Annotated in this window: 22 protein-coding genes; 8 read left to right on the top strand and 14 right to left on the bottom strand. The window is 62.9% G+C overall.

From position 1 onward, the window contains the following. Positions 1–17 precede the first annotated feature (17 nt). From CXY75_RS17170 to truB, 6 genes are all read right to left on the bottom strand, one after another. Positions 18–1,235 (bottom strand): MFS transporter, encoded by a 1,218-nt coding sequence (locus tag CXY75_RS17170; RefSeq protein WP_104084018.1) that lies wholly within the window; start codon positions 1,233–1,235, stop codon positions 18–20. Between the two features lie 19 nt (positions 1,236–1,254). After that, positions 1,255–1,902, bottom strand: a complete 648-nt coding sequence (locus CXY75_RS17165; protein ID WP_158251245.1) for a ScbR family autoregulator-binding transcription factor — start codon at positions 1,900–1,902, stop codon at positions 1,255–1,257. A 13-nt stretch (positions 1,903–1,915) separates the two neighbouring features. Then, the gene (locus CXY75_RS17160) at positions 1,916–2,890 is read right to left on the bottom strand and encodes a bifunctional riboflavin kinase/FAD synthetase (protein ID WP_104084016.1); all 975 of its coding nucleotides are present in this window, start codon (positions 2,888–2,890) and stop codon (positions 1,916–1,918) included. Then, a complete protein-coding gene (locus CXY75_RS17155; RefSeq protein WP_104084015.1) occupies positions 2,887–3,330 on the bottom strand; it encodes a hypothetical protein in 444 nt (147 codons plus the stop codon). The genes CXY75_RS17160 and CXY75_RS17155 overlap by 4 nt, the downstream gene beginning before the upstream one ends. 78 nt (positions 3,331–3,408) lie before the next feature. After that, positions 3,409–3,777, bottom strand: a complete 369-nt coding sequence (locus CXY75_RS17150) for a hypothetical protein (RefSeq protein ID WP_104084014.1) — start codon at positions 3,775–3,777, stop codon at positions 3,409–3,411. Further along, positions 3,774–4,697, bottom strand: a complete 924-nt coding sequence (gene truB, locus CXY75_RS17145; RefSeq protein WP_104084013.1) for a tRNA pseudouridine(55) synthase TruB — start codon at positions 4,695–4,697, stop codon at positions 3,774–3,776. Before truB ends, CXY75_RS17150 begins: the two co-directional genes overlap by 4 nt. 58 nt (positions 4,698–4,755) lie before the next feature. Between truB and CXY75_RS17140 the strand changes: the two genes are divergently transcribed. Continuing rightward, on the top strand, positions 4,756–5,766 hold the full coding sequence (locus CXY75_RS17140) for a ketopantoate reductase family protein (protein WP_104084012.1): 1,011 nt from the start codon (positions 4,756–4,758) through the stop codon (positions 5,764–5,766). A gap of 33 nt (positions 5,767–5,799) precedes the next feature. Here CXY75_RS17140 and CXY75_RS17135 read toward each other — a convergent pair whose 3' ends face one another. Next, complete coding sequence (locus CXY75_RS17135; protein ID WP_104084011.1) at positions 5,800–6,420, bottom strand: hypothetical protein; 621 nt, start codon at positions 6,418–6,420, stop codon at positions 5,800–5,802. A gap of 23 nt (positions 6,421–6,443) precedes the next feature. Between CXY75_RS17135 and CXY75_RS17130 the strand changes: the two genes are divergently transcribed. Then, positions 6,444–7,349 (top strand): A/G-specific adenine glycosylase, encoded by a 906-nt coding sequence (locus CXY75_RS17130; RefSeq protein ID WP_104084010.1) that lies wholly within the window; start codon positions 6,444–6,446, stop codon positions 7,347–7,349. Further along, positions 7,346–7,885, top strand: coding sequence for a dihydrofolate reductase (locus CXY75_RS17125; protein WP_104084009.1), 540 nt, complete (start codon positions 7,346–7,348; stop codon positions 7,883–7,885). The genes CXY75_RS17130 and CXY75_RS17125 overlap by 4 nt, the downstream gene beginning before the upstream one ends. Positions 7,886–7,981: 96 nt before the next feature. Here CXY75_RS17125 and rbfA read toward each other — a convergent pair whose 3' ends face one another. The 5 genes from rbfA to CXY75_RS17100 form a co-directional block, all read right to left on the bottom strand. Beyond that, positions 7,982–8,524 (bottom strand): 30S ribosome-binding factor RbfA, encoded by a 543-nt coding sequence (gene rbfA / locus CXY75_RS17120; protein WP_104084008.1) that lies wholly within the window; start codon positions 8,522–8,524, stop codon positions 7,982–7,984. Between the two features lie 271 nt (positions 8,525–8,795). Beyond that, positions 8,796–11,651 carry a translation initiation factor IF-2 gene (gene infB / locus CXY75_RS17115; protein WP_104084007.1) on the bottom strand — a complete coding sequence of 952 codons (2,856 nt, stop codon included), beginning with the start codon at positions 11,649–11,651 and terminating at the stop codon, positions 8,796–8,798. A 76-nt stretch (positions 11,652–11,727) separates the two neighbouring features. Beyond that, positions 11,728–11,985: a YlxR family protein gene (locus CXY75_RS17110; RefSeq protein WP_104084006.1), complete on the bottom strand. Its 258-nt coding sequence runs from the start codon at positions 11,983–11,985 to the stop codon at positions 11,728–11,730. A gap of 8 nt (positions 11,986–11,993) precedes the next feature. Then, positions 11,994–13,031 carry a transcription termination factor NusA gene (nusA, locus tag CXY75_RS17105; RefSeq protein WP_104084005.1) on the bottom strand — a complete coding sequence of 346 codons (1,038 nt, stop codon included), beginning with the start codon at positions 13,029–13,031 and terminating at the stop codon, positions 11,994–11,996. A 186-nt stretch (positions 13,032–13,217) separates the two neighbouring features. Continuing rightward, positions 13,218–14,981 (bottom strand): proline--tRNA ligase, encoded by a 1,764-nt coding sequence (locus CXY75_RS17100; protein WP_104084004.1) that lies wholly within the window; start codon positions 14,979–14,981, stop codon positions 13,218–13,220. A gap of 257 nt (positions 14,982–15,238) precedes the next feature. Here CXY75_RS17100 and CXY75_RS17095 point away from each other — a divergent pair, with 257 nt between their 5' ends. From CXY75_RS17095 to CXY75_RS17075, 5 genes are all read left to right on the top strand, one after another. Beyond that, the gene (locus CXY75_RS17095; protein ID WP_233201991.1) at positions 15,239–17,785 is read left to right on the top strand and encodes a galactose oxidase early set domain-containing protein; all 2,547 of its coding nucleotides are present in this window, start codon (positions 15,239–15,241) and stop codon (positions 17,783–17,785) included. Position 17,786: 1 nt separating this feature from the next. Next, positions 17,787–18,368, top strand: a complete 582-nt coding sequence (locus CXY75_RS17090; RefSeq protein ID WP_104084003.1) for a hypothetical protein — start codon at positions 17,787–17,789, stop codon at positions 18,366–18,368. A 90-nt stretch (positions 18,369–18,458) separates the two neighbouring features. After that, positions 18,459–19,739, top strand: coding sequence for a glycosyltransferase family 2 protein (locus tag CXY75_RS17085; RefSeq protein WP_233201990.1), 1,281 nt, complete (start codon positions 18,459–18,461; stop codon positions 19,737–19,739). After that, positions 19,736–21,298: a glycosyltransferase family 39 protein gene (locus CXY75_RS17080; RefSeq protein ID WP_104084002.1), complete on the top strand. Its 1,563-nt coding sequence runs from the start codon at positions 19,736–19,738 to the stop codon at positions 21,296–21,298. The genes CXY75_RS17085 and CXY75_RS17080 overlap by 4 nt, the downstream gene beginning before the upstream one ends. A 47-nt stretch (positions 21,299–21,345) precedes the next feature. Then, entirely contained in the window at positions 21,346–22,596 is a 1,251-nt protein-coding gene (locus CXY75_RS17075; protein WP_104084001.1) for a glycosyltransferase family 2 protein, read from the top strand. 231 nt (positions 22,597–22,827) lie between these two features. Here the strand turns inward: CXY75_RS17075 and ispG are convergent, their stop codons facing one another. Beyond that, positions 22,828–23,982 carry a flavodoxin-dependent (E)-4-hydroxy-3-methylbut-2-enyl-diphosphate synthase gene (gene ispG / locus CXY75_RS17070; protein WP_199182494.1) on the bottom strand — a complete coding sequence of 385 codons (1,155 nt, stop codon included), beginning with the start codon at positions 23,980–23,982 and terminating at the stop codon, positions 22,828–22,830. Between the two features lie 59 nt (positions 23,983–24,041). Next, complete coding sequence (locus CXY75_RS17065) at positions 24,042–24,746, bottom strand: hypothetical protein (RefSeq protein ID WP_104083999.1); 705 nt, start codon at positions 24,744–24,746, stop codon at positions 24,042–24,044. Between the last annotated feature and the right edge of the window lie 7 nt (positions 24,747–24,753).

The raw sequence follows: 24,753 nt of genomic DNA, 5'->3' as shown, positions 1-24,753 counted from the left end.
GCACGGTCCGCCCGTGGTCAACGGGCGATATCGTCCTCGAGCATGTGCGGGCGGCCGATGACTGCGCCAGCGACCAGGACGGCCAGTGCGGTCGCCAAGAGAAAGATCAACGGCCAGGTCCAGGCGCCGCTGAGCTCGTGCAGCAGCGCGACAACAAGCGGTCCGAGGGCGCCGAGGGTGTAACCAACGCTCTGCACAAAGCCGCTCAGCGCCACGGCCCCCGCGTGAGTGCGCGTGCGCAGGTTGATCAAAACCAGCGCGAGCGGAAAGAACAACGGCCCCAGTCCGGCCAGCGACACCCAGAGCCAGGTCAGAGTTTCGGGCGCAAAAATCAGTCCAAGATCGCCGGCCACGAAAGCGAATACCCCGATATAAACGAGCGGCCCGACGTTGGCTATGCGCGCGGTCAGCACCGGAATAATCAGGGCGCAGGGTATGCCCATGCCGGCATAGACGGCCAGGAGCGTTCCAGCCTGTGCCAAGCTCACCCCCGCGGTATCGACGAGCAATTGGGGCAACCAGGCGAACATGGCATAGGCGTTGAGCGATGAGACCGCAAACACACCGGCGATCGCCCACGCGATTGAGGAGTGCCAGAGACGCCCGAGAATGGCTGCATCGGCCTCCTCGACGATGGGGCTAGCCGATACCTCCGTGCGATGCCGCACGAGCATGGTGATCCATGGAACGAGCGCGAGCACGGCAAGCAGCATCCACATGCCGAGCGAGACGCGCCAGCCGGCGGCATCCGCTACCGGCACCGCGATTAGCGGCGGTATCAGGGTGCTCAGGGACATGATTGTGGCGTAGAGGCTCGTCACGAGCCCGACCCGGTCGGGGAAATATTTCTTTACCAGCGGCGGCAACAGCACGTTGCCGATGCCGAGCCCGGCGAAGGCGATGACACTGCCGATGATGAGCATGGTGATCGAACCGGACAGTCCGCGGCTCACATGCCCGACCATGATTGCCAGCAAAGCGAATAGCAGCGGAACTTCCAGGCCGTGACGACGGGTGATTAGCGGCGTAAAAATGCCGAAGATAGCGAAGCACACCGGCGGCAGCATGCCTAAAACGCCCAGGGAAACCACGCCGAGCGGAATATCGACGTTGACCTCAGTCACAATCGGCGACAGCGCGGCGACGGCTGTGCGCAGGTTCGCGGCGACCAAGATGATGCCAACGAGGGCGAGGCCGCGGCCCGGCCACAGTCGGCGGGAGACAGCAGTATTCACTGAGTTAGTTTAGAGGGCGCTACAGCCCAGCACGCTCCCGCAGGATGCGCGCTGGCAGGTCTTTCAGGTCGTCCCAGCGACCAGGAGCGACGATGCCCGGCAGCAGAATGGCCCACATTTCGGTCAGACGCTGGTCGATATCTGCCCGCTTGGTCAGCACGTCGGAAACGACCTGCACCCCGGTAAAGGCCGAGGTACAAAAATGGGCGGCCGCGCACACGTCAAGCTCGGGGTTAATGTCGCCGGAGACTATCCCGCGGCGAAGGAATTCCTCACAGGCGCCCATCCAGTCGAGGTAGGGACCAGCCACCGGGGTAGAAAAATTAGCCGCTTCAATCGTGAGTCGAACACCGGCGCTCACGACGAGGTCGTCGCGCAGCTGCCTGGCAAGCTCATAGGACATCGACACGAGAGCGTGCAAGCCAGGATGATTGTCATCGAGAAGTTTCTGACCGGCCGCCGCCGATGCCTCGTGCTGAGCCCGGATAATGGCTACGGCAAGGGCTTCTTTGGAGTCAAAGTGAAAGTACAGGGCGCCCTTCGTGACACCCGCGGCATTGCTGACCTGAGCCAGCGAGGTGCTCCCATAGCCGCGCTGTTCAAATGCTTGCGACGCACCGCGAATAATCGCCGCGCGCGTTGCTATCGCTCGTGCTTGTTGTGGCATGGTACCCCCCGGATTATGCGCCTGGGGCAAGCGTACCGGGACGCAGTGGTACCGTCTGGCCCAGGATCGGACGGACCCGCGCAACGTCATCACGAATCTGCTCGATCAGCGGATCAATCCCCGCATAGGCGACCATCCCGCGAATCCGCTCGACGAACGACACGTCAACGACGCGATCGTAGAGGTCAAGATCGGTCTCGTCGAGCACATACGCCTCCACCTGCTTCTGCGCGACACCATCGAAGGTGGGGTTGTTACCGACCGAGATGGCCGCCGGGTAGCGAGTTCCGGCATCCGTCAACCAGCCGGCGTAAACGCCATCGGCGGGAATGAGCCCGTCGGAATCGGCAGAGAGGTTCGCCGTGGGAAATCCCAATTCGCGGCCGCGCGCTGCGCCGTGCACGACAAGGCCCCGAACGGTTGGCAAGTGTCCGAGCAGATGGCCGGCAGCACTGACGTCGCCGAGACCGAGCAGTTCGCGAATCCAGGTCGATGACACGCGGCGTTCACCGTCTGGTTTGACGTCATCGATCATGCGCACCTCGTAGCCAAATTCGGCGCCGAGCTCGCGGAGCAGTGCAACGTCTCCTGCCCCCTTGAACCCGAACCGAAAGTCTCGCCCAACCAGCACAAAGCGCGAGTGCAGGGCCTTGACCAGAATGCGCTCAATAAATTCACGCGGCGGCAGGTTCGACAGGGCACGGTCGAACTTCAGCAGCAAGGTGGCATCGACACCGGTCTCGGCGATCAGGTCGAGCTTCTGCTCCGCGCCGACCAGCGTGCTCGGGCAGTTCTCTGGCGAGAGCAGAGCGAGCGGATGCCGGTCAAAGGTCACGACGACGGCCGCCAGTGATTCCTTCTCGGCTAGGCCCTGCAATTCGGCGATCACGGCCCGGTGCCCGGCATGAACCCCGTCGAACTTGCCGATGCTCACGGCCGATGCCGGCCAGTCGCGCGGCACGGCTTCAACTCCGTAGAAGGTCTTCATGCGCGGCTCACGAGCGCGGCGCGGGCAACAGGATGGCGCATCAGCCACCACATGCCGAGTAGCGGCAGCACGAGCGGAACGAATCCGTAGCCCTGACCGTAAACCGACCAGACGGTTTTGTGTTGAAACAGGGCTGGGTCGACGAGGCTCAGAGTGCCGACGACCAAAACGCCGAGCAGTTCAAATCCAATCGTGGCCCAGGCGATGCGATACCAGAGGGTGTTGCGCTTGATCAGGGCAAGCGTCGCAACAATGTAGACGACGGCGGCGAGGGCCGACAACGAGTAGGCCAGCGGTGCATCATCGAACTCGGAAGCAATCTGTACGAAGGAGCGACCGGTGGCGGCCAGAGCCAGCACACCATAGACGGCGATGAGGAGTCGACCGATGCCGCTCACCCGGCTGGAGGGAGTTGGTGTCTCGGTCTGGGATTCTGTCATCGCTCTGTCGTCGTCATAGCTCACTCGTCATCATTGCTCGTTAATTATTGCAGCATCCGTCGCACAGCTAGAACCGAGTCAGCGACCCTGCACGTTCCAGATCTGGTTCATGCGGTACAGCATGACCGCCACCGACAGACAGGTGACACCGAGAATGACGGTGCTCCACCGATTGCGTTCCACCAGCGCCCAAAAGCCGGCCGCGACCGGCAGCGCAATGGCGCTGACCAGGTACGTGTAGAACTCAAGCAGGCTGCCGGTGGCGTCGTTGCCGGCCCAGGGCGCCGCGATCGCGGCGGCGAGCTGCACGATGAGCAAAAGTTCAACGAGTGCGGGCGCGCCCATGGTGAGGTCGGTGGGTTTGCGACCGAGCAGGCCGAGAATGAGGCAGAGCACGCCGCCAGGCACGGCAATGGCCAGTTGCAGCCAAGTGAACCATTCGATCATGAGGCCTGTTTCGGTTCGGTGGCTGCTGCCGGCTCATCCGGCGGAAAGTTCAACAGGGACTTCGCTTGATTGCCGCGGTACTCCACCAGCCCGATCAAGGTGCCGTCGGGGGCGATCGCGGCCACGGGTCCGATGCGGGTGACATCCTTCTCTACCGTGATGCGTTTGCCGTGCCCGAGATCGATCGCCTGCTCTGCGGACAGATCGAGGCGGGGAAGCAGCCGGGTGGCGGCATCCGTTGGTGAAATGAGGTTGGCGTCGACGTCGACCCGCTCGAGCGTTGCGGCATTCTCGATGCGAAACGGGCCGATGCGGGTGCGTCGCAGACTCGTGAGGTGGCCGCCGACGCCGAGGGCGACACCGAGATCGCGGGCCAGGGCCCGAATGTAGGTACCAGAGGCACATTCAACGCGCACCTCCAGGTCGAGAAAACCGTCTCCCGCCGTGCTCGCGAGCAGTTCGAACACGCTGACCGTGACCGGGCGGGAGGGTAACTGCACATCTTCGCCGGCGCGCACACGGGCGTAGGCACGTTGGCCGTCGATTTTGATCGCACTGACGGCACTCGGTTGCTGGCTGATATCACCGGTAAGGTCTTCGATGCCGGATGCCACAGCGGCGGGAGCGATAGCGGCAACCTGCCCGGCCGAGGCGTGGGTGAGTTCCTCCCCCTCAGCGTCATCGGTCGTGGTGGACTGACCGAGGCGAATGGTTGCGAGGTATTCCTTATCGAGGCCGACGACGTAGGTGAGCAGCCGGGTCGAGCTGTTGACGCCGAGCACCAGCAGGCCGGTGGCCATCGGATCGAGGGTGCCGGCGTGGCCGACCTTGCGGGTGCCGGCGAGGCGGCGAGTTCTGGCTACGACGTCATGGCTGGTCCAACCTTGGGCCTTGTCAATGAGTAGAAGGCCGCTGGTCACTCCCTGAGGGTATCAGCGTTGGACCTCGCCAGTGGCACAGGCAATCTAGGCTGGGGTCATGCAAATTGCTGTGATCGGAGCTGGCGCCCTGGGGGGCGCATTCGCGACCCTGCTCGCCCAGGCTGGGCACGATCTCACGATCACTGCCCGCGAGGTGGCCCGGTCGCTCATTCGAGAAAACGGAATCCGACTCACCGGAGGCTACGGTGATGCGCAATGCCGCGTGCCGGTGCGTGAAATTTTGACCGAAATTCCGGATTTGACGCTCGTCTGCACCAAGGCCCATGACGCCGCGGCCGCCATTGCCGAGAATGCGGACATTCTCGACGGGTCACCGGTGATCGTCGTGCAGAACGGTCTCGACGGTGTCACGATCGCTCGGGAGCTACTGCCCCAGTCGGAATGTTTCGGTCTCCTTACCCTCATCGCAGCCCATTACATCGGTCCGGGGAGGGTGCGAGTCACGACCGCAGCTTCGAGTTACCTCGGTCGCGGCGACGGCGGCGCGGATGCTGCCACCCGGCGCTGGCAAGCCGTGCTTGACGCTGCGTTCCCCACGATCGCCGCCGACAATTTTGCCGGCGCGCAGTGGACCAAACTTGTCATCAATATGCTCAATGCCCTACCGGCGATCACCGGCCTCAGCGTTCAAGCCGTCATCAAGGAGGCACCGTTACGGCGAATTTTGACCGAGAGCATGCAGGAAACGGTACAGGTGGGTCAGGCCCGCAACGTCACCTTCGCACCTTTGCAATCGCTGAGCGATCGCAGCCTGGGTCTTTTCGCACGGTTGCCGGTGACCCTTGGTCAGACGTTGCCGCTTCGAATGGGAGTGAAGATGGGGCCGGTGGCCAACCTAGGCTCGACCTTGCAGAGCATCAAGCGCGCGCAACCGACCGAAATCGACCACCTCAACGGCGTGGTCGTGCGCGAGGCCGCGCGGGCCGGCATGTCGGCGCCGGTCAACGCGCTGCTGACCGAGCTGGTGCACGAGATTGAAGTCACCCGTTCTTTTCTGACCCCGGCCGAGGTGGTGGCGCGGTTCGATGCCCTCGCCGGCAGCCGCTAAGTCGTTCAGCCGACTGCCCGACACAACGAATACTCAGCACCGGTCGGTTAGCACCCGCCGCGGAGCCCCGGCCTGCGTGTTGTCGATGACCGCGGAGACGACATCCCGCGGATTCGTCTCGGCGAGGTAGAGCCGGTCTGGTTCGCTCTCGGGTTCGCTCTCGAGCAGCACGCTGTACAGCCACAGTCCGTGGAGTTCCGGCCGATTGATGTAATTGCCGTCAATAATGAGGGTGGCGTCGGCCGGCGCGGTCTGCCAGGTCGGTTCGATCCAGGCGTCGCGGTCTGGGTCGAAGTGCTCGGTCACGAATCCGATGCTGCCGCCCATGCGAAAGGGCTCGACCAGCACACGGCGCAGGGCGGAGTAGTCGTAGCCGACCCGGTACAGCCGCTCGGGTGAAGCGGGTGTCTCGGACGTCTCGGACGCGAGCAGTTGCTGCGCGGCGCGTGAGAGCTGAAAATTGCGCAGGCTGGCCCGAAACAGGTGCCTGTCTTGTTCGCGCAACACGGCGGCGAGGTCATCGGCGAACGCAACGCGACCGGACGCATCCGTTCCATCGATGGCAATGATTGTGCGACCGCGGCCGTAGTTGTGCACAATTTCGGCGGCGAGGGCGCGAAGAAAATCGATGCGGGGCGTGGAAACGAGCTTCATGATTCGAGCCTAGATTAGAACGAATGAACGTTGCACCCTCGAATCGAACGGCCGCCGGTGTCAGCGGCGCACTCAACGCCTGGTTTCTCGCCAACGCCAGGGACCTACCCTGGCGCCGAGAAGGATTCGGCGCCTGGGGCATTCTGGTGAGCGAATTTATGCTGCAGCAGACGCCGGTGAGCCGGGTCATTCCCCGGCTCGAGGAGTGGCTAGCGCGCTGGCCGACGGCGGCCGACCTCGCCGCGGTGCCGCCGAGCGAGGCCGTGCGAGCCTGGGCGAGTCTTGGGTACCCGAGGCGCGCGCTCTGGTTGCACGCGGCCGCCGTGCAAATCACCGAGCTTCACAACGGAGTCGTACCATCTGACATCGACGACCTGCTGGCCTTGACCGGGATCGGCGACTACACGGCGCGGGCGGTGGCCGCGTTCGCATATGGCCACCGGCATCCGGTCGTCGACACCAACACGCGCCGGGTGATTGCTCGCGCGATCACCGGCGCCGGCGAACCGCTGCCGCCCAGTCGAGCACGTGACCTGGACGCGATGGGTGAGCTGCTGCCGGAGAGCGTGCACGAAGCTGCTTTGTTCAATGCTGCCATCATGGAGCTTGGCGCCGTCGTCTGCACGAGCCGCAGCCCGCACTGCGATATATGCCCGATTCAGAATACGTGCGCCTGGCGCGCCGCGGACTACCCCGAGTACACCGGCACGCGCAAAACCGTGCAGAAGAAGTTCGAGGGCAGCGACCGGCAGGTACGCGGCCTGATCATGGCCGAGTTGCGCTCCACCCACCGCGCCGTGACGGATGCCGAGATCGCCTCGCTCTGGCCCGATTCGGCGCAATTGCAGCGCGCGCTCGCCAGTCTAGTCAGCGACGGTCTGGCCATCGGGTCGCCCATCGGCTACACCCTCCCGGACGGATCGTCATGAGCATCGGACTAATCTGGGCGCAGAGCCGCGGCGGCGTGATCGGAACCGACGGCGGCCTACCCTGGCACCTTCCCGAGGACCTGGCACATTTTCGTGCCGTCACCCAGGGGGGCGTCGTCATCATGGGCCGGCGCACCTGGGACGCTCTGCCCGAGCGCTTTCGTCCGCTGCCGGGGCGACACAACATCGTGATTACGCGCCAACCGGCCTGGGCCGCGCGCGGGGCATCCGCTGTGCACAGTCTCGGCGATGCACGCGCACTCACGACAGGACCCCTGTGGGTGATCGGCGGTGCCGAGATCTTTCGCCTCGCGCTGCCCTTCGCGGCCACCCTTGAGGTGACCGAGATCGACGCCGAGATAGTCGGTGACACGCTCGCGCCCGTCATCACCGCCGACTGGGCCCGCGTTGACACCGACCCAACCAGCGGATGGCTCCGCTCCAGCACCGCCCTGCAGTACCGTTTCGTGCGCTACCAGCTGGCCGTCGGCATCCGCTCGCCGCACGCTGCCGCACCACCAGCACCAGCACCGTAAACCCGCCGCCTTAAACCGAACGGGCCCGTGCCGGAAAGCGGGCCCCTGATAGATCGTGGGCACAGTTTCCGAGCCCGGGCCCGGTCGAAGGTGGTTCTAGTGCTTGGCGGTGCTCTCGTGGTCGGGATTATCGAGTTCGTCGGAATCGTCCGAGTCAGTCGAATCGTCGGCCTCGGTTGAATCGTCGGCGTCGTCGGAATCGTCGTCTTCGAGGTTGTAATCGCGCGGCTTCTTGTACGGGTCGGCGTCGCCGGCGTAGGTTGCCGTGCCCTTATTGTCTTCGGTCGCGGTGTCGCGGTCGTGTGCCTCGCGCAGCAGGTCGTCGATCAGCGCTGCGTTCTCCGGGATACCGTCGGCGATGAACTCGATCGACGGGGTGAGCCGCGCCGTGATGTTCTTGCCGACCTCGCTGCGCATCAGCCCGGTTGCAGCCTTGAGCGCTGCTGCGCTATCGGTACGCTCCTCGATCGAGCCGTAAACCGTGTAGAACACCGAGGCGTGCTGCAGATCCCCGGTGACCTTCACATCGGTGATCGTCACGAACCCTAGCCTCGGATCGCGCAGACCGCGTTCCAGCCGCTTGGCAATGATGACCTTAATGCGGTCCGCCATCTTTCTGGCGCGTTCCGGATCTGCCATGACTTACTCCTTGTTAGCGGGCGCCGAAGCGCCCGGTTCTTCTGTACTTTTCACCGTATTAAACGGATGCTGCCTACCAGCTGAGGGTCGCAGCAAATTCCCCCCGCAGTTAATATGCACAGCAGGGAATCGGGGTAGGGGTCCCCGCTCTTTCCTTTTCGGGAAGAAATTTGCGAAGAGCCGACCCAATGCCGTGGTCGGATCCCCTCGCGGAGACCCAACCTAATGCGGAAGTCGGACCTCGTGAGAAGCCCGACCCCCAAAACCAACGCTAGACGCGCGGCTTTTCCTTCATTTCGATGGTCTCAATCTCATCGCCAATTCGGATGTCGTTGAACTTGCCCAGTCCGATACCACACTCGAAGTCCGTCCGGACCTCGGTGACATCGTCCTTGAAGCGGCGCAGCGACTCGATGCCCAGGTTGTCTCCCACCACGATGCCCTCGCGAATAACGCGAGCCTTGGCATTTCGGGTGATGGTACCGGAGCGCACGATGACACCGGCGACGTTTCCGAACTTCGACGAGCTGAAAACCTCGCGAATTTCGGCGATACCACTCTGAACCTCTTCGTACTCGGGCTTGAGCATTCCCTTGAGGGAATTCTCGATGTCCTCGAGGGCGGAGTAGATGACGGAGTAGAAGCGCACGTCGACGCCTTCGCGAGCAGCACGCTCGCGGGCCTTCGTGTCTGGACGAACGTTGAACCCGATGATGATGGCGTTGTCGACGGTGGCGAGGTTGACGTCGCTCTCCGTGACAGCGCCGACACCACGGTGGATGATGCGCAGCTGAACCGAGTCGTCGACCTCGATCTTAAGCAGTGACTCTTCCAGGGCCTCAACGGCACCGGAAACGTCACCCTTGATGATGAGGTTGAGCGACTCGACCTTGCCCTCTTCGAGGGCACGGGTGAAGTCTTCGAGGCTGATGCGCTTGCGGGCCTTGGCCAGCAGTGCGTTGCGCTCGGCGGCTTCACGCTTCTCGGCGATCTGACGGGCGGTGCGGTCTTCCTCGATGACGAGGAAAGTGTCACCGGCGCGGGGAACGCTCGACAGACCCTGCACCTGAACCGCGCGGGACGGCGTGGCAGCGAGAACGGCAACACCGTTTTCGTCGGCCATCGCACGAACGCGGCCGTAAGCCGTTCCGGCGACGATGGAGTCTCCGACCTTCAGCGTTCCGGACTGGATGAGTACGGTTGCCACCGCGCCGCGGCCCTTGTCGAGGCGAGCCTCGATGGCGACACCACGGGCATCCTTATTCGGGTTGGAGCGCATGTCGAGTGCGGCATCGGCAACCAGGAGCACGGCGTCAAGAATTTCCTTGATACCGGTCTTGTTTTTGGCCGACACGTCGACGAACATGACGTCTCCGCCATACTCTTCGGCGACGAGACCGAATTCGGTGAGCTGCTGACGAACCTTCTGCGGGTTAGCCCCTGGCTTGTCAATCTTGTTCACCGCGACCACGATCGGCACGTTGGCGGCCTGCGCGTGGTTGAGTGCCTCAATCGTCTGCGGCATGATGCCGTCGTCGGCGGCGACCACGAGGATGGCGATATCGGTGACCTGCGCACCACGAGCACGCATGGCGGTGAACGCCTCGTGGCCCGGTGTGTCAATGAAGGTCATGGCACGGTCGATGCCCTCGTGCTCGGTGATGATCTGGTACGCACCAATGTGCTGCGTGATTCCACCGGCCTCACCCTCGGCGACCTTGGCGTTACGGATCGCGTCAAGAAGCGCGGTCTTACCATGGTCGACGTGGCCCATGACGGTGACGACGGGAGGACGAATCTCGAGGTCTTCGTCGGTTTCGTCTTCAAGCTCTTGATCGATGTCGATGTCGAACCCGAGCAGCAGCTCACGGTCTTCGTCATCGGGCGACACCATCTGAATCTTGTAGCCGAGCTCGCTACCGAGTACGTCAAACGTGGCCTCGTCGAGTGACTCCGTTGCCGTGGCCATTTCACCGAGGTGGAACAGTACGGTAACGAGGTTTCCGGGGCTCGCGTCAATCTTGTCGGCGAAGTCGGTGATGGATGCTCCGCGACGCAGGCGAACAACGGTTCCACCGTCGCCGCGGGGTACTGATACTCCACCCAGCGACGGGGCCTCGCGCAGCTCGAACTCTGCTCTCTTCGTACGCTTGGACTTGCGCGCCTTGTTCTTGCCACCACCGCGACCGAAGGCACCGGCTGTGCCGCCACCCGGTCCGCGACCGCGACCAGCTCCACCGCCACCACCGGCAGGGCGAGGCGGGCCGAAGCCGGGAGCTCCGGCTGGAGCGCCGGGACGAGTGAATCCGGGGCGTGCTGCGCCGGCTCCACCCGGTGCACCACCTGGGCGCTGGAAGGCACCTGGACGCTGACCAAAACCGGTCGGGCGTGCGGCCTGGCCGGGTCCACCGGGACGCGGGGCACCCGGACGAGGTGCCGGAGGGCGCGGAATGTTGCTCGGAGTGGGTGCCGCCGGGCGCTGACCCATGCCCTGCGCGCTCGCGAACGGGTTGTTCCCCGGACGCGGCGGCTGAGCTGGGCGCTGACCCATGCCCTGATTGCTGGCGAACGGGTTGTTACCGGGGCGCGCAGCTCCGGGGCGCGGCATACCGGGCTTGACCGGCGTAGCCGATCCTGCCGTGGCCTTTGCATCGGGGGTGTCGGTGCTCGGCTTGTCTGCGGCCTCGGCGGCGGCAGCCATGTCGGCAGCAGCAACCTTCTGCGCTACCGCGGCTTTCTCGGCGGCTTGGGCCTGACGCTCTGCAACGGTGAGTGGTGCGACCGGAACGGGCGCAGCATCCGCTGTCTGGGCAGCCTCGACGACGACAGGGGCGACCGGTTCGATTGTTGGGGGCTTGGGGCCAGGGCGAGCGCCCGGTTTGGCACCGTGGCTCGGACGAGCCGGCGTTGCCGTTGTAGCAGCGCCAGCGGAGGGCGCTGGCGTTGAAGCCTTAGCCGCTGCGCTTTCCGCTTGCAGGGCCGCGCGAAGGCGACGCGCTACCGGCGGTTCAACACTGGAAGACGGTCCCTTGACGAACTCGCCCATTTCTTTCAATTTAGCAAGGGCTACCTTGCTGTCGACTCCGAGTTCGGTAGCGATCTCGTGTACGCGTGGTTTCGCAGCCACAATTCTCCTGTTCCGGGCCTGCACCCGGAAAGGGGCAGACCGTTAGTAACGGACGGGTCTCATTTCGAGCCGCTCATTAGTTATCCATAAGCCAATTCAGCCTGTTCTCTAGTTGTTTCGCGTCCAGTGACCCGGTCACGCGAAAGGCACGCCCAAAAGCGTGTCGCCTTACGGCATCCTGAAAGCACGCTTCACGGGCATGCAGCCACGCACCTCTACCGGGCATTGTGGCGGTTTCATCCACCACAACCTCTGATTTCCCAGCAACGATCCGCAAAAGTGAGGATCGAGGGGCGCGCGAACGGCAGCCAATACACGTTCTAACGGAGTCCATCGTACCCCCTATTCGGCATCCTCCAGAATGCTGTCTGGCTGAATGTCGATTTTCGCACCGGTCAGCTTGGCCGCGAGGCGGGCATTTTGACCCTCTTTGCCGATCGCGAGGGACAGCTGGTAGTCGGGAACGAGGGCACGCACAGCCTTGATCGACTCGTCGATCACGTAGGCACTGGTCACCTTGGCCGGCGACAGGGCGCTCGCAACGAAGGTTGCGAGGTCGGGCGAGAAGTCGACGATGTCGATCTTTTCGTTGTTGAGTTCAACGGTCACGGCGCGTACGCGCTGGCCGAGTTCGCCGATGCAGGCGCCCTTGGCGTTGACGCCGGGCTCTGTGGCGCGCACGGCAATCTTGGTGCGGTGGCCGGCTTCGCGGGCGAGCGAGACGATCTCGACGACTCCGCTGGCGATCTCTGGCACCTCGAGTGCAAACAGCTTGCGAACGAGCGACGGGTGGGTGCGCGACACGGTGATCTGCGGTCCCTTGAGTCCGCGACCGACGGCAGTGACGAACACGCGAATGCGCGCGCCGTGCACGTAGCTTTCGGTGGGAACCTGCTCCTCGGGGGGCATGATCGCTTCGATGGTGCCGAGGTCGACGTGAATCATGCGGGGGTTCGGACCCTGCTGAATGATTCCAGCAACAATGTCACCCTCACGGCCCTTGAACTCGCCAAGCACCGCGTCGTCGGCCAGGTCGCGCAGACGCTGGTTGATGACCTGCTTGGCAGCGAAGGCCGCGATACGGCCGAAGTCGGTCGGGTTGTCAATGGCTTCGCCGATAACGTTGCCGTCTTCGTCGTGCTCGGGAATATAAATGTCCACGTGGCCCGATTTGCGGTCGAGAACAACGCGCGCTTCGGGGACTTCCTGGATATCGTGCTTGGCTTCAGCAATTTTCGACGCTTCAAGCTTGGTCACATCTTGCTGGATGTGCTTGACATAGGCGGTCAGAATTGCCTGTTCAATGATTTGTACGAGTTCCTCAAAGGGAATCTCTTTTTCGCGCTCCAGTAGCCGCAAAACACTGAGGTCGATGTCCATGGCCGGCCTCCTCTACGTACGATCTAGTCGCATGATCTTGCCGCCGCGAAACCGCGCAGCGGGCTGGATACTACGGTACCTGAATCTGCGGCGTCCCATCACCCACTTGGCTCGGTGAAGCGGGGTCGATAAGAACGGATGCTGCCGGCTCGGCCAGCCGGCAGCATCCGTTCTGAGAATTACGGCTCAGGCGAAGTGCTTGGCGACGTCGGCGACGTCGACCTGCTCACGGTCGCCGGTGCGGCGGTTCCACAGTTCGACGATGCCGTCGGCGGCTCCCCGGCCGACGATGACGATCCACGGCACGCCGATGAGCTCCGCGTCGCCGAACTTGACACCGGGCGAGACCTTGCGGCGATCGTCATAGAGCACCTCGCGGCCGGTAGCCTCGATCGCGGCGACAACGGCCTCTGACGTGTCGAAGACGATCTCATCGCGCCCGGTGGCGATCACGTGCACGTCGAACGGGGTGACCGATTCGGGCCAGATCAGACCCTTTGCGTCGTTGTTGAGTTCGGCGATGACCGCAAGAATGCGGGTCACGCCGATGCCGTATGAGCCCATCGTGACGGTGACCAGCTTGCCGTTCTCATCGAGAACCTTCAGACCGAGCACCTCGGCGTACTTGCGGCCGAGCTGAAACACGTGCCCAATTTCCATGCCACGAATGAGTTCGACAGGGCCCGAGCCGTCGGGAGCCGGGTCGCCGGCGCGCACGTCGGAGGCCTCGACCACGTCGTCGATGGCGAAGTCACGGCCGGCGACGAGGCCGAACACGTGACGGTTATCTTCGTTGGCTCCGGTGATCCACTCGGTACCGGCGACCACGCGCGGGTCGACCAGAAAACGGATGCCGGTGGTCGACACCGTGCCGAGCACTGCGCCGGCCGCCCCCCACGGCCCGATATAGCCCTTGACCAGGCCGGGGTTCTTGGTGAAGTCACCCTCGTTGGCGGCCTCCACCTCGGCGGGGGCGAAGGCGACCTCGACGCGCTTGAGGTCGACCTCGCGGTCGCCGGGAACGCCGATCGCGATGAGTTCACGGGTGCCGTCCAGGCTCGTCAGGGCGAGCACGACGTTCTTGAGCGTGTCGGCCGCTGTCCACTCGCGGCCATCGAGGCGGGGGTGCTCGGCGTTGGCCTTGTCGACCAGTGTCTGAATAGTCGGGGTGTTCGGGGTGTCGAAGACCTGCGCGGCAGGCAGATTAGTGAAGTCTTTGTCGGCCGGAACGAGGGTGCGAAACGCCTCGATGTTGGCCGCGTAGCCGCTGGCGCTGCGCACGAAGGTGTCTTCACCGACAGCGGTGGGGTGCAAGAACTCTTCGCTCTTGGAGCCACCCATTGCGCCGGCATCCGCTTTCACGATCTCATAGTCGAGACCGAAGCGGTTGAAGATGCGCTCGTAGGCGTCGCGCTGCTGTTGGTAGCTGACGTCGAGGCCGGCGTCGGTGTAGTCAAAGGAGTAGGCGTCCTTCATGGTGAATTCACGGCCGCGCAGCAGTCCGCCGCGCGAGCGTGCCTCGTCGCGGTACTTGTCCTGAATCTGATAAATCGACAGCGGCAGGTCTTTATAGCTGCTGTACAGGTCTTTGACGAGTAGTGCAAAGACCTCTTCGTGGGTCGGTGCCAGCAGCATGTCCGAGCCCTTGCGGTCCTTCAGGCGAAACAGTCCTTCGCCGTATTCGTCCCAGCGGCCGGTCAATTCGTAGGGCTCGCGCGGCAGCAGCGCCGGAAAGTGCACCTCGTGCGCGCCGGCAGCGGTCATCTCTTCACGGATGATGCGCTCCACTTTGGCCTTCACCCGCAGGCCGAGCGGCAGCCAAGCGAAAATACCCGGAGCCTGGCGACGGATGTAGCCCGCCCGCACGAGCAGGCGGTGGCTGGTCACCTCCGCGTCGGAGGGATCTTCGCGAAGAGTACGGAGGAAGTAGTTGGAGAGACGTGTAGGCACCCGTCTACCTTACGCGGGCGCCCATATCGCATCAAGGCGAATCACGGACGGCGGTTCAATATCGCTTTGAGCCGCAAATTCAACGACAAACCGAGGGATTAGGCAGATTCACAGTATTTCGCTATGCTCATGCCCGAGCCTCACAAGTTGAGGAAAATTTAGCTTTGATCTGGCAATTTAAGAGTCCGGCAAGGAGAACCCGAAATTAAGCCACTCAGCCGAGTGGCCGATTCGCAAAGGCCTCAGGGAGCATAACCGTGCCATTCAGAGCTACTTTCCTCGCGCGCACAGCGACCATATTCGCGCAAGGCGTTGTCCTCACCTTCGGGCTGATCCCCCTTGCCACCGCACCCGTCGACATTCGTGCAGCAGCCGAGCCAGTAAATCTCGTTTCCAATCCGTCATTGGAGCAGGGCGAACCTTGGCCGACGTGTTTCTCTCCAGCGGGTTGGGGCACTGAAGCCTCCTGGTCGCTTATCGCAGGCCCAACGGGCGGCCGCGCGGTCTCAGTATCCGTGAACAACTACGTGTCCGGAGATCAGAAACTGCTCCAGACAGAGACGGACGCGTGCGCGCCCGCTGTCACACCCGGACAGACCTACCGGCTCGGCATTTGGCATAAGTCCACACCGCAAGGGGCGCTGACTGTTTTTCGACACACCGCAGACGGCTGGTTCTATTGGGGCGACTTGGGCGCGGTGCCCGCGAGCCCGTCGTGGGTCGAGGCTGCGGCGACAACGCCCGTCATACCACCAGGAACCGACCGCATCGTCTTCGGAATCTCACTGTCGGCCAACGGGACTCTAGCCACTGACGATTACTCCCTCACGCAAGTAAGCGAAACACCGCGACCCACAAACGAACTCATCGTCAATGGATCCCTCGCCGAGGGCGCCACGACCCCAGACTGTTTCTTCACGGCCGGATGGGGGGACAGGGCGGTTTCCCAAGGATTCGACGCAGATAGTCCAACGGCGTTGCCAACGGGTTCCCGCTCCTACCGCATTAGCGTCTCCAACCTGATTTCCGGCGACGCCAAGCTGCTGCAATCGGAGGCCCCAGGATGCGCCCCGTCGGTCGTCGCAGGTGTCGGCTACCAGATCTCGGTCGATTACAAGTCGACCTCGACGGGGAACGGTCTCACGGTCTTCAAACACACGACCGCCGGCTGGTCGTACTGGACGGAGCTCGACACATTTCCCGCAAGCACGGAGTGGACAACGGCACGCGCACCCCTGCCGTTGATTCCTTCCGGAGTGGACCGGGTGGCCTTCGGCCTCTCTATTTCTTCGAACGGCACGCTTCTCACCACGAACTACTCCATGACTTCGCTGGCCACGGTGCCTCCACCAGATAGCACGGACCCGCCGACCACGGGCCCCGCCGCAGTGGGGAGCTGGCGGGTTCTCGACGTTGACATGCCCTTGCGCACCGTCCATACGACGCTGCTGCACGATGGCCGACTTCTCCTCATCGCTGGGAGCGGGAATGACGGCGCTCAATTCGCGGCGGGCACATTCCGTGCAGTCGTGTGGTCGCCCGACACCAACGTGTACACCGAAGTCCCCGCGCCATATGACATGTTCTGCGCCGGACACGTGACCCTCTCCGACGGCAAGGTACTCATCGCCGGCGGTACCCTGGCCTATCCCCAGCAGGATCAGGGACCGAACACGTTCAAGGGATCGAACAAAAGCTACTACTTCGATCCGAGTGATGACCAGTTCCATCGCCTATCCGACATGGCCGGTGCGCACTGGTATCCGACCCTCACGAAGCTCGGTGACGGTGACGTGTGGTCCGCCGGCGGCCTCGACGAAAAGGCAGAGGGCACGGTACTCACCGAGATGTTCGACTCCTCCCAAATGAAATGGCTCCCCATAGGCCAAGTTCCCCAGACCTGGAGTTTCTGGGGCACATACCCGCACATGTATCTACTGGACGACGGGATGCTGTTTTATTCCGGTGGCCACACCTTCGGAAATGGTCTGCCGGGAACGGGCGCGGCCCTCTATGATTGGCGCACCGCTCAGATTTGGGATTTACCGGGATTACGTCAGAAAGATCTCCGCGACCAGGCCGGTTCCGTACTGCTTCCACCCGCCCAAGACCAGAAGGTCATGATCGTCGGCGGGGGTAACTCGGACACGAACAATGCCGCAACCAGCACGGTCGACATCATCGAACTTTCCAAGACCGCTCCGGCGTATCAAGCGGGACCGGATTTGCCCGGCCCTGGCAAGATGTACGTCAACCTGGTTTCCCTCCCGGATCGCACCGTTCTGGCGGCGGACGGCGCTAAGTACAACCGTTCGGACAACGTCAACACCGCGGCGATCTATGACCCCGAGGCCGGGCTCTGGAAGTCCATCGAGGGCGATCCGATTGGTCGCAACTATCATTCGAGCGCCACCCTGCTGCCCGATGGTCGAGTCGTCGTCTTGGGTTCCAATCCCGTTGACAACAGCTTTGAGTTGAAGATCTCGGTGTACAGCCCCCCGTATCTGTACAAGGGCGAACGACCCACAGCCTCCGGCATGCCCACCGCCGCCCAATACGGCGATTCGTTCCCCATTACGGTAACCGGTGACGTGGTATCGGCCAGTCTGACGGCACCCATGTCGCCAACGCACCAGACCGACACGAATGCGCGTCTGGTGGACTTGCCCATCGCTGGCACTGGAAGTTCGCGGGTCGTGCAAATACCCGCCAACCCCAACCTTCTACCCCCAGGCCCTTACCTATTAACCGTCTTGGACAGCAATGGCGTGCCTAGCACGGCAGATTGGATATGGGTCTCATAACATGAAAAATCCAAAACGTCATTCCCGGCTGAAAATCGTCGTCAGCGTTGCACTGCTGACCGGAGCCTCCTTGGCCGCTGGGGGTGCTGTCATCGCCCAACCGTGGGATGCATCCGCGGTCCAAGTTTCCGCGCAACAGTTGGGCATCAAACCTTCGCAGAAACCGGTTGCACTCAAGCTGAAGGACGCGAAGGTGTCCGGGCTTGGCGAACACAAAGAAACCCCCCTTGCGGAGAGCGCATCGCGGGGGAAGCCCAAGGCCCGGGATCCGAAGACGCTGCCGGGGAAGCGCCCCGCTATCGACCCCGCGAAAGAGTTGGAAAAACTCTCAACTTCCCTCGGCGGCTGTCTCCGTGAATACGGGTCGGCAGGACAGTGCCTGCCAACGATTCCACCGAGCCAGGCCGCGCACGTAAAGGAGATGATCGATGCTGGCTTGAACCCGCATTCAATGCCCCACACCTGGACCTGCTTAGAGGTTCGCCAGTATTTCCCCGAGGGCATCGAGATCCGACAGAAGAAAACCGACCCGCAACGCCTCGACGGCGACCGGGATGGAATCGGCTGCTCAGTTCACGACTGACCTCGGCGCCGGCAACTCGGGCTGAACTTACTTTAGAGCTCCCCCGCTCCCCAACTCGTTCTTTCAGGTTCCAACCGAGAGAGGTTCACCGTGCTCATTACTGCCGCCCACATCGCCGTCCTGATCATCACCGCCTGCCTGGTCCTGCTCGCTTGCTCGACACTGTTCCTGTCCACCTACGCCTGGTGGAGCCCTGATCATCGGAGCAGGACCGGGTACCCCGACATCTTGCCCGAGAACGAGCACAGCTTCTCGCTCATCATGCCCTGTCGAACCGAGCGGGAAGAGGTGATGCGGGCCACCCTCGGGCGGCTTCTGGAGCAGACTCATTCCCGGGTCGAGGTGATCATATCAGTCGGCGACGACGACGACGACACGGTGGCAGTCGCGCAGGCCCTGGCGAAGGAGCACCCGGATAGAGTGCGGGTGAGCATCGACAGCAATGCGGTCAAGAACAAGCCACGGCAGCTCAATACGGCGCTGAAGCTTTGCCGCAACGACATCGTCGGCATCTTCGATGCCGAATCAATTGCTGCTCCGGACCTGCTCGCCCATATCGACAGTGTCTTCCAGCATCGGCACGCCGACGTCGTGCAGGGTGCCGTGCAGTTGGTCAACTTCAGCGACAGCTGGTATTCGCTGCGCAACTGCCTGGAGTATTTCATTTGGTTTCGCTCGCGCCTCCACGCCCACGCGAAGAGCGGCTTCATCCCGCTCGGCGGCAATACGGTCTTCGTCAAGCGCGAACTGCTTGTCTCCGTGGGTGGCTGGGACGGCGACTGTCTCGCCGAGGACTGCGACCTGGGAGTCCGCCTGTCGGTACTCAGGCGGCGCATTGTCGTCGCGTACTCGCCCGACCTGGTAACCAGGGAGGAAACTCCCGACTCCGTGGCCTCACTCATCCGGCAACGCACCCGCTGGTCCCTTGGCTTCATGCAGGTCTACGCGAAGGGGGATTGGCGCCGAATGCCGACCGGCGTTCAGCGATTGAATGCCTGGTGGACGCTGACCCAACAGCATTTCATGGCCCTGGCTGGAGTGCTGATCCCGATCTCCATCACGCTGGCCCTCTTCGCCAAGTTCCCTCTTCCGATCACCATGGCGACATTCCTCCCGCTAATCCCGACGATCGCGTTGTTCGCGCTCGAGATCTGCATGCTGCACGAATTCGGCAAGGACCACAATTTTCGGATTCGTCCGCGCGACTACCTACGTCTCCTTCTTGGCGCCCCTGCCTATCAGGTCCTCCTTGCGATCTCGGCGATCCGCGCTCTCGGCAAGTTCTACACCGGAGATTTCCGCTGGGACAAGACAGCCCATAACGGCGCCCACCTGAAGATGGCGAACGTTGAATTGGCGGAAGCACGATGAGTTCAGTTTTGACGCAGGAACCCGCGGCGCAACCCCGCTGGTCCATCGGGCGCCTGGCCCGCCCGGACACGGCAGCCGTTTCCGCGGTCGTCCTGGTCGCCAGCGCGGTGTTCTTCACGAATCTCACGGGTCTCGCGTACGCGGATGACGAGGGCACGTACACGGCCCAGGCGCTGAGCCTGAACGATGGCGACCTAGCCCCCTATACATATTGGTACGACCATCCTCCAGTCGGGTGGATCCAGTTAGCCATGCTCATCTGGATCCCCCGGTTATTTGGGCTGGGCGACGACATTGATATCGCCACGATGCGCTACGTCATCGCCCTGTACTTCGTGGCGAACGCGGTTCTGATCTACTTGATCGCTCGGAGGATCACGGTCACAAAAACGTTCGCCTTGCTGGGCGTCGCCGCTTTCATTTTCTCGCCGCTGTCGCTGAGCCTCGGACGCCAGATATTCCTGGATACGGTCGCACTGCCCTGGCTGCTTCTCGCCTTCTATCTCGTCCTGTCCCCGCGAATGGCCTTGTGGAACCACGCGGCCGCCGGGGGGAGCTTCGCGATTGCGGTGCTGTCGAAAGTCACGGCGGCCGTCATGGGACCGGCGCTCTTGGTCGCCCTCATTGACCGGCGCGCCTGGCAAGGGCGGATGTTCTCGGTGATGGGATTCCTCACCGTCGGCGCGCTTGTCCTCGCGTTTTACCCGCTCATGGCACTGCTCCGCGGCGAGCTGGTTTCAGGTGACGGGCACGTATCGCTCCAGGACGGACTGCTATACCAATTCACCGCACGCGAAGGCTCCGGCTATGTCTGGGAGGTTGGTTCGGCCCGATCAGAGCTGCTGGTCTCCTGGGCAGTCGGGGATGGATTCCTGATCGTGGGCGGAGCGATCGCGGCGGTACTCTGCCTCGCAAGCCGACGCACTCGGTGGGTGTCGGTCGCGGTGGGCAGCTTCTTTATGCCGGTGATAGTCGGAGAGGGCTACCTGCCCAGCATGTACATCGTCGCGGGAATCCCCTTCTTATGCATTGCCCTCGCCTCGGCCGCAGACCTGATGAGACGTGCCGCGCTCCGGGTCGCTCGAAACTGGCTGCCGAACCAGGCCCTCGTGACGCCCATCGTTCTGGTTGGGGTGACCTTGCTGCTATTGGTCCAGACACCGGTCCTCGGCTGGGTCGCGAAAGACCGCGAGTTGCTCAGCTCTGATCAGAATTCCGACTTCCGCGACACACTCGATTGGATGCGCTCACACGTTCCACGCGACGAGGTGGTCCTCACCCCTTACTCGATGTGGCACGACCTCGACTCGGAGGGGTGGGATGACAACTGGACGATGATCGTTCTTGAAAAGGCCGATCTCGACCCCGCTTTCAAGGTCCACCACCCGAGCGGGTGGAAAGAGATCGAGTGGATCATCGAGGGTCCGACCGTCCAATCGAACCTGGAAGTCCTCGGCCTGACCACGGCATCGACCGCGTTGCAGAACTCCGCGATCGTCCGCAGCTTCGGCCCTTGGAACATCCGTCGCGTGCAAGCTGATGCGATAGCCGCACCCTAATTCTCGATTGCCCAGCGTTGTCCACCTCCGCCCGAAAGAAGGTTTATATGCTCCTCACGGTCATCATCCCCACCTTCAATGAAGCCCCAAATATCCCCGAACTCGTGCGGCGGTTGGCGGTCGTTCTGGACCCTGACGACGCCGAGATCCTTTTCGTCGACGATTCCACCGACGATACCCCGACCGCCGTGCTGTCCGCCGCGGAATGGAGCGCCGTCCCTACGCGGCTCCTCCACCGTGATCAACCGATCGGTGGGCTCAGCGGCGCCGTCATCGAGGGCTTACGCGAGAGCACGAGCGCGTGGTGCCTGGTCATGGACGGAGATTTGCAGCATCCGCCGGAGATGATTCCTGCCCTGCTCGCAGCGGCCAGGGAGTCACAGGCGGATGTTGCCGTCGCCTCACGTTACTGCGGCGGCGGGGATAACACCGGGCTCAGCGGCTGGGCCCGCCGCTCGGTTTCGAGCATATCGACTACCTTGACCCGCGCCATGTTCCCTCGCCGCCTGCGGCACTGCACCGATCCGATGACGGGCTTCTTCGCGGTTCGCCGCGCTGCAGTAGACCTCGAACGGCTCCGTCCCAGAGGGTTCAAGATCCTGCTCGAGATCCTCGCTAGGCACGAGATCACGATCGTTGAGGAGCCCTTCGTCTTCGCTCAGCGCTTCGCGGGCCAGTCGAAGGCGGACCTGGCCCAGGGCATGCGTTTTCTGTCTCAACTGGCCGAGCTCCGGTTCGGCCGGATGTCGCGCTTTGCGATCATCGGAGCCTTCGGAGCGATCGCCAATCTCGCGATCATGGCCGGGCTCACCGCCGCGGGAATGTATTACGCCGCAGCCGCCACCGCCGCCGCCGCCGCGACCATCGTCGGCAATTTCTTCTTCCAGGAGCGGTTCGTCTTTCGCGAACTCCGAACCGAGAGCCGGTTGTTTTGGACCCGTTTCGGATCCTCGTTCGCGTTCAACGGAACGGAGGCCCTGATCAGACTGCCAATCCTCGTGATCTTGGTGGAGCACTTATTCATCCCGAACCTCATCGCCCAAGGCGCGACGATCGCCTGCGCATTTTTTGCGAGATTTGTGTTCCACGCCCAAGTGGTCTACCGGCCACGGGGTTCCGGCGCTTTCAGTGCGCAGGTCTCCTCCCTCGCCGCAACCCGTGTTTGGCCGACGCACCAACCGACCGCAAGAACGAAACTATGCGCGCCAACGGGCACGCCGACGACAAGTCCCGATGCGAGCTTTGTCGGACCAACGGGAACCGGTCAAGATCGACCTCATGGCACTGGTCGGGATTGATTATTTCCGTTGAAACGATCGACTCAGTCGGCCTAGCAGCCTGAACCCCAACACACGTAATGTGAGCGCATACCCCCAATATGGTCAAACCACCCAGGCGACAAATGAGCCATCGTGCTCAAACCGGGCTATACATTACAAGGTTGGTGCACCCGTGGCCAGCGTCTGCGACACTGGCTGATGATTTTAGGAGTACCCCTTTCAGCTAGTCATCCCCGGTATGTCGAGAACTTAATTCGCGCCGACGGTGACGGTGGGGTTGCCAAGCTCGGCTGCGGGCATCTCGGCGGCGAGACGATTGGCCTCTTCGATCAGAGTGGCCACGATCTCGGACTCTGGCACGGTCTTGATGACCTCACCGCGCACGAAGATCTGGCCCTTGCCGTTGCCGCTGGCGACACCGAGGTCGGCCTCGCGGGCCTCACCCGGCCCGTTCACGACGCAACCCATCACGGCAACACGCAGTGGCACTGTCATGCCCTCGAGCCCGTCGGTGACATCGTTGGCGAGCTTGTAGACATCCACTTGGGCCCGGCCGCAACTCGGGCAGGAGACAATCTCGAGCTTGCGCTCCCGCAGATTGAGCGACTGCAGAATCTGCAGGCCCACCTTGATCTCCTCAACCGGAGGGGCACTCAGCGACACCCGAATGGTGTCACCGATCCCCTCGCCGAGCAGCAGTCCGAACGCCGTTGCGCTCTTGATGGTCCCCTGAAAGCTCGGCCCGGCCTCGGTCACACCGAGGTGCAACGGCCAGTCGCCGCGCTCCGCCAGCAGGCGGTAGGCCTTGACCATGATGACCGGGTCGTTGTGCTTGACCGAGATCTTGAAGTCGTGAAAGTCGTGCTCCTCGAACAGGCTCGCCTCCCAGATAGCACTCTCAACGAGCGCTTCGGGGGTAGCCTTGCCATATTTCTGCATGATGCTCGGCTCAAGCGAACCGGCATTGACGCCGATGCGCAGGCTCACGCCGGCGGCCTTCGCTGCGGCGGCGATTTTGCCGACCTGGTCGTCGAACTTGCGAATGTTTCCGGGGTTCACCCGCACGGCGGCGCAACCGGCGTCAATCGCAGCAAAGACATAGTTCGGCTGAAAGTGGATGTCGGCGATGACCGGAATCTGGCTCTTCTTGGCGATGATGGGCAGCGCCTCGGCATCATCACGGGTGGGCACGGCAACACGCACGATGTCGCATCCGCTCGCCGTGAGCTCGGCGATCTGTTGAAGTGTCGCGTTAATGTTGGTGGTCGGTGTGGTCGTCATCGATTGCACGCTCACCTGAGCATCACCACCGACCAGAACCTTACCGACCTTGATCTGACGGGATTTACGTCTGGGAGCGAGTACCTCAGGTACTTTGGGCATCCCCAAGTTGATTGCAGCCACCGGCTTAGCTTAGTTGGTGTAGCCCCCGAGGGGCCTGTGTGCCGACTCTGGGCAGCGACTCAGTGCACCCAGAAGCTGGGGTTGGTGGGCGAGGCGATCTCGTCGATCGCGCCGGATTCGGAATTCGCCGCCACCCTGACCGCTGAGGCGTTCGGGTAGAGGGTGTTACCTCCCGATGGTGTGCCAAGCTCTGGTCCCAACTCGAAGTAGAAGATCGAACCATACGACTCGAAAGTCGTGTCGACGTCCACCCCGAGCGCACGTGCCGCCGCGCGCAGGTCGTCGCCGACTCGGTAACCGCCAGTAGTCGCGACTGAGACGTCGCCGCTGACTGGTGCGCTCACGCTCACGGAGAAGTTGGCATAGTCCGGGAATTTGCCGTCTGGCGGCAGGTGGTCCCTCAGCCCAAAGCCGTCCCAGTCGTAGTCGACCCCGGGCGGATACTCGTCGCCGCCGCTGTCTTCGGCTACGACGGGGTCTGCGCCAAGGGCAACCGTCAGTGCGTCAACGACGCGGTCGATGGGATCATCATAAGAAAGCGTGACCACGGCGGTGCCGCTCTTGTCGTGCAGCTCGAAGTTCTCCGGTCCGATCAAAAGCGCAGTGACCGTGGTTAGGGGATCGGCCGGAGGCGCGCTGCCGGTCGGCGTACTTGACGCGGGCGCCGCGGGCGACGCGACATCCGGTGTGCCCGATTGGCAACCGGTCAAGGCCACGGCCGCGATCACGCCAATAATTCCGGCCCGAGTGAAGTTCTTGATCACCGTTTGA

This window comes from Cryobacterium sp. Y11 (assembly GCF_002929535.1).
Lineage (GTDB): Bacteria > Actinomycetota > Actinomycetes > Actinomycetales > Microbacteriaceae > Cryobacterium.
The sequence above is the reverse complement of the archived record's forward strand: the minus strand, read 5'-3'. Positions and strand labels throughout refer to the sequence as shown.

Excerpts from the sequence above, each read along its gene's own strand:
- CXY75_RS17165 (WP_158251245.1), bottom strand. The coding sequence starts at position 1,902 with ATGCCACAACAAGCACGAGCGATAGCAACGCGCGCGGCGATTATTCGC.
- CXY75_RS17160 (WP_104084016.1), bottom strand. The coding sequence starts at position 2,890 with ATGAAGACCTTCTACGGAGTTGAAGCCGTGCCGCGCGACTGGCCGGCA.
- CXY75_RS17155 (WP_104084015.1), bottom strand. The coding sequence starts at position 3,330 with ATGACAGAATCCCAGACCGAGACACCAACTCCCTCCAGCCGGGTGAGC.
- CXY75_RS17150 (WP_104084014.1), bottom strand. The coding sequence starts at position 3,777 with ATGATCGAATGGTTCACTTGGCTGCAACTGGCCATTGCCGTGCCTGGC.
- CXY75_RS17140 (WP_104084012.1), top strand. The coding sequence starts at position 4,756 with ATGCAAATTGCTGTGATCGGAGCTGGCGCCCTGGGGGGCGCATTCGCG.
- CXY75_RS17135 (WP_104084011.1), bottom strand. The coding sequence starts at position 6,420 with ATGAAGCTCGTTTCCACGCCCCGCATCGATTTTCTTCGCGCCCTCGCC.
- CXY75_RS17130 (WP_104084010.1), top strand. The coding sequence starts at position 6,444 with ATGAACGTTGCACCCTCGAATCGAACGGCCGCCGGTGTCAGCGGCGCA.
- CXY75_RS17125 (WP_104084009.1), top strand. The coding sequence starts at position 7,346 with ATGAGCATCGGACTAATCTGGGCGCAGAGCCGCGGCGGCGTGATCGGA.
- rbfA (WP_104084008.1), bottom strand. The coding sequence starts at position 8,524 with ATGGCAGATCCGGAACGCGCCAGAAAGATGGCGGACCGCATTAAGGTC.
- CXY75_RS17110 (WP_104084006.1), bottom strand. The coding sequence starts at position 11,985 with ATGGACTCCGTTAGAACGTGTATTGGCTGCCGTTCGCGCGCCCCTCGA.
- nusA (WP_104084005.1), bottom strand. The coding sequence starts at position 13,031 with ATGGACATCGACCTCAGTGTTTTGCGGCTACTGGAGCGCGAAAAAGAG.
- CXY75_RS17090 (WP_104084003.1), top strand. The coding sequence starts at position 17,787 with ATGAAAAATCCAAAACGTCATTCCCGGCTGAAAATCGTCGTCAGCGTT.
- CXY75_RS17080 (WP_104084002.1), top strand. The coding sequence starts at position 19,736 with ATGAGTTCAGTTTTGACGCAGGAACCCGCGGCGCAACCCCGCTGGTCC.
- CXY75_RS17075 (WP_104084001.1), top strand. The coding sequence starts at position 21,346 with ATGCTCCTCACGGTCATCATCCCCACCTTCAATGAAGCCCCAAATATC.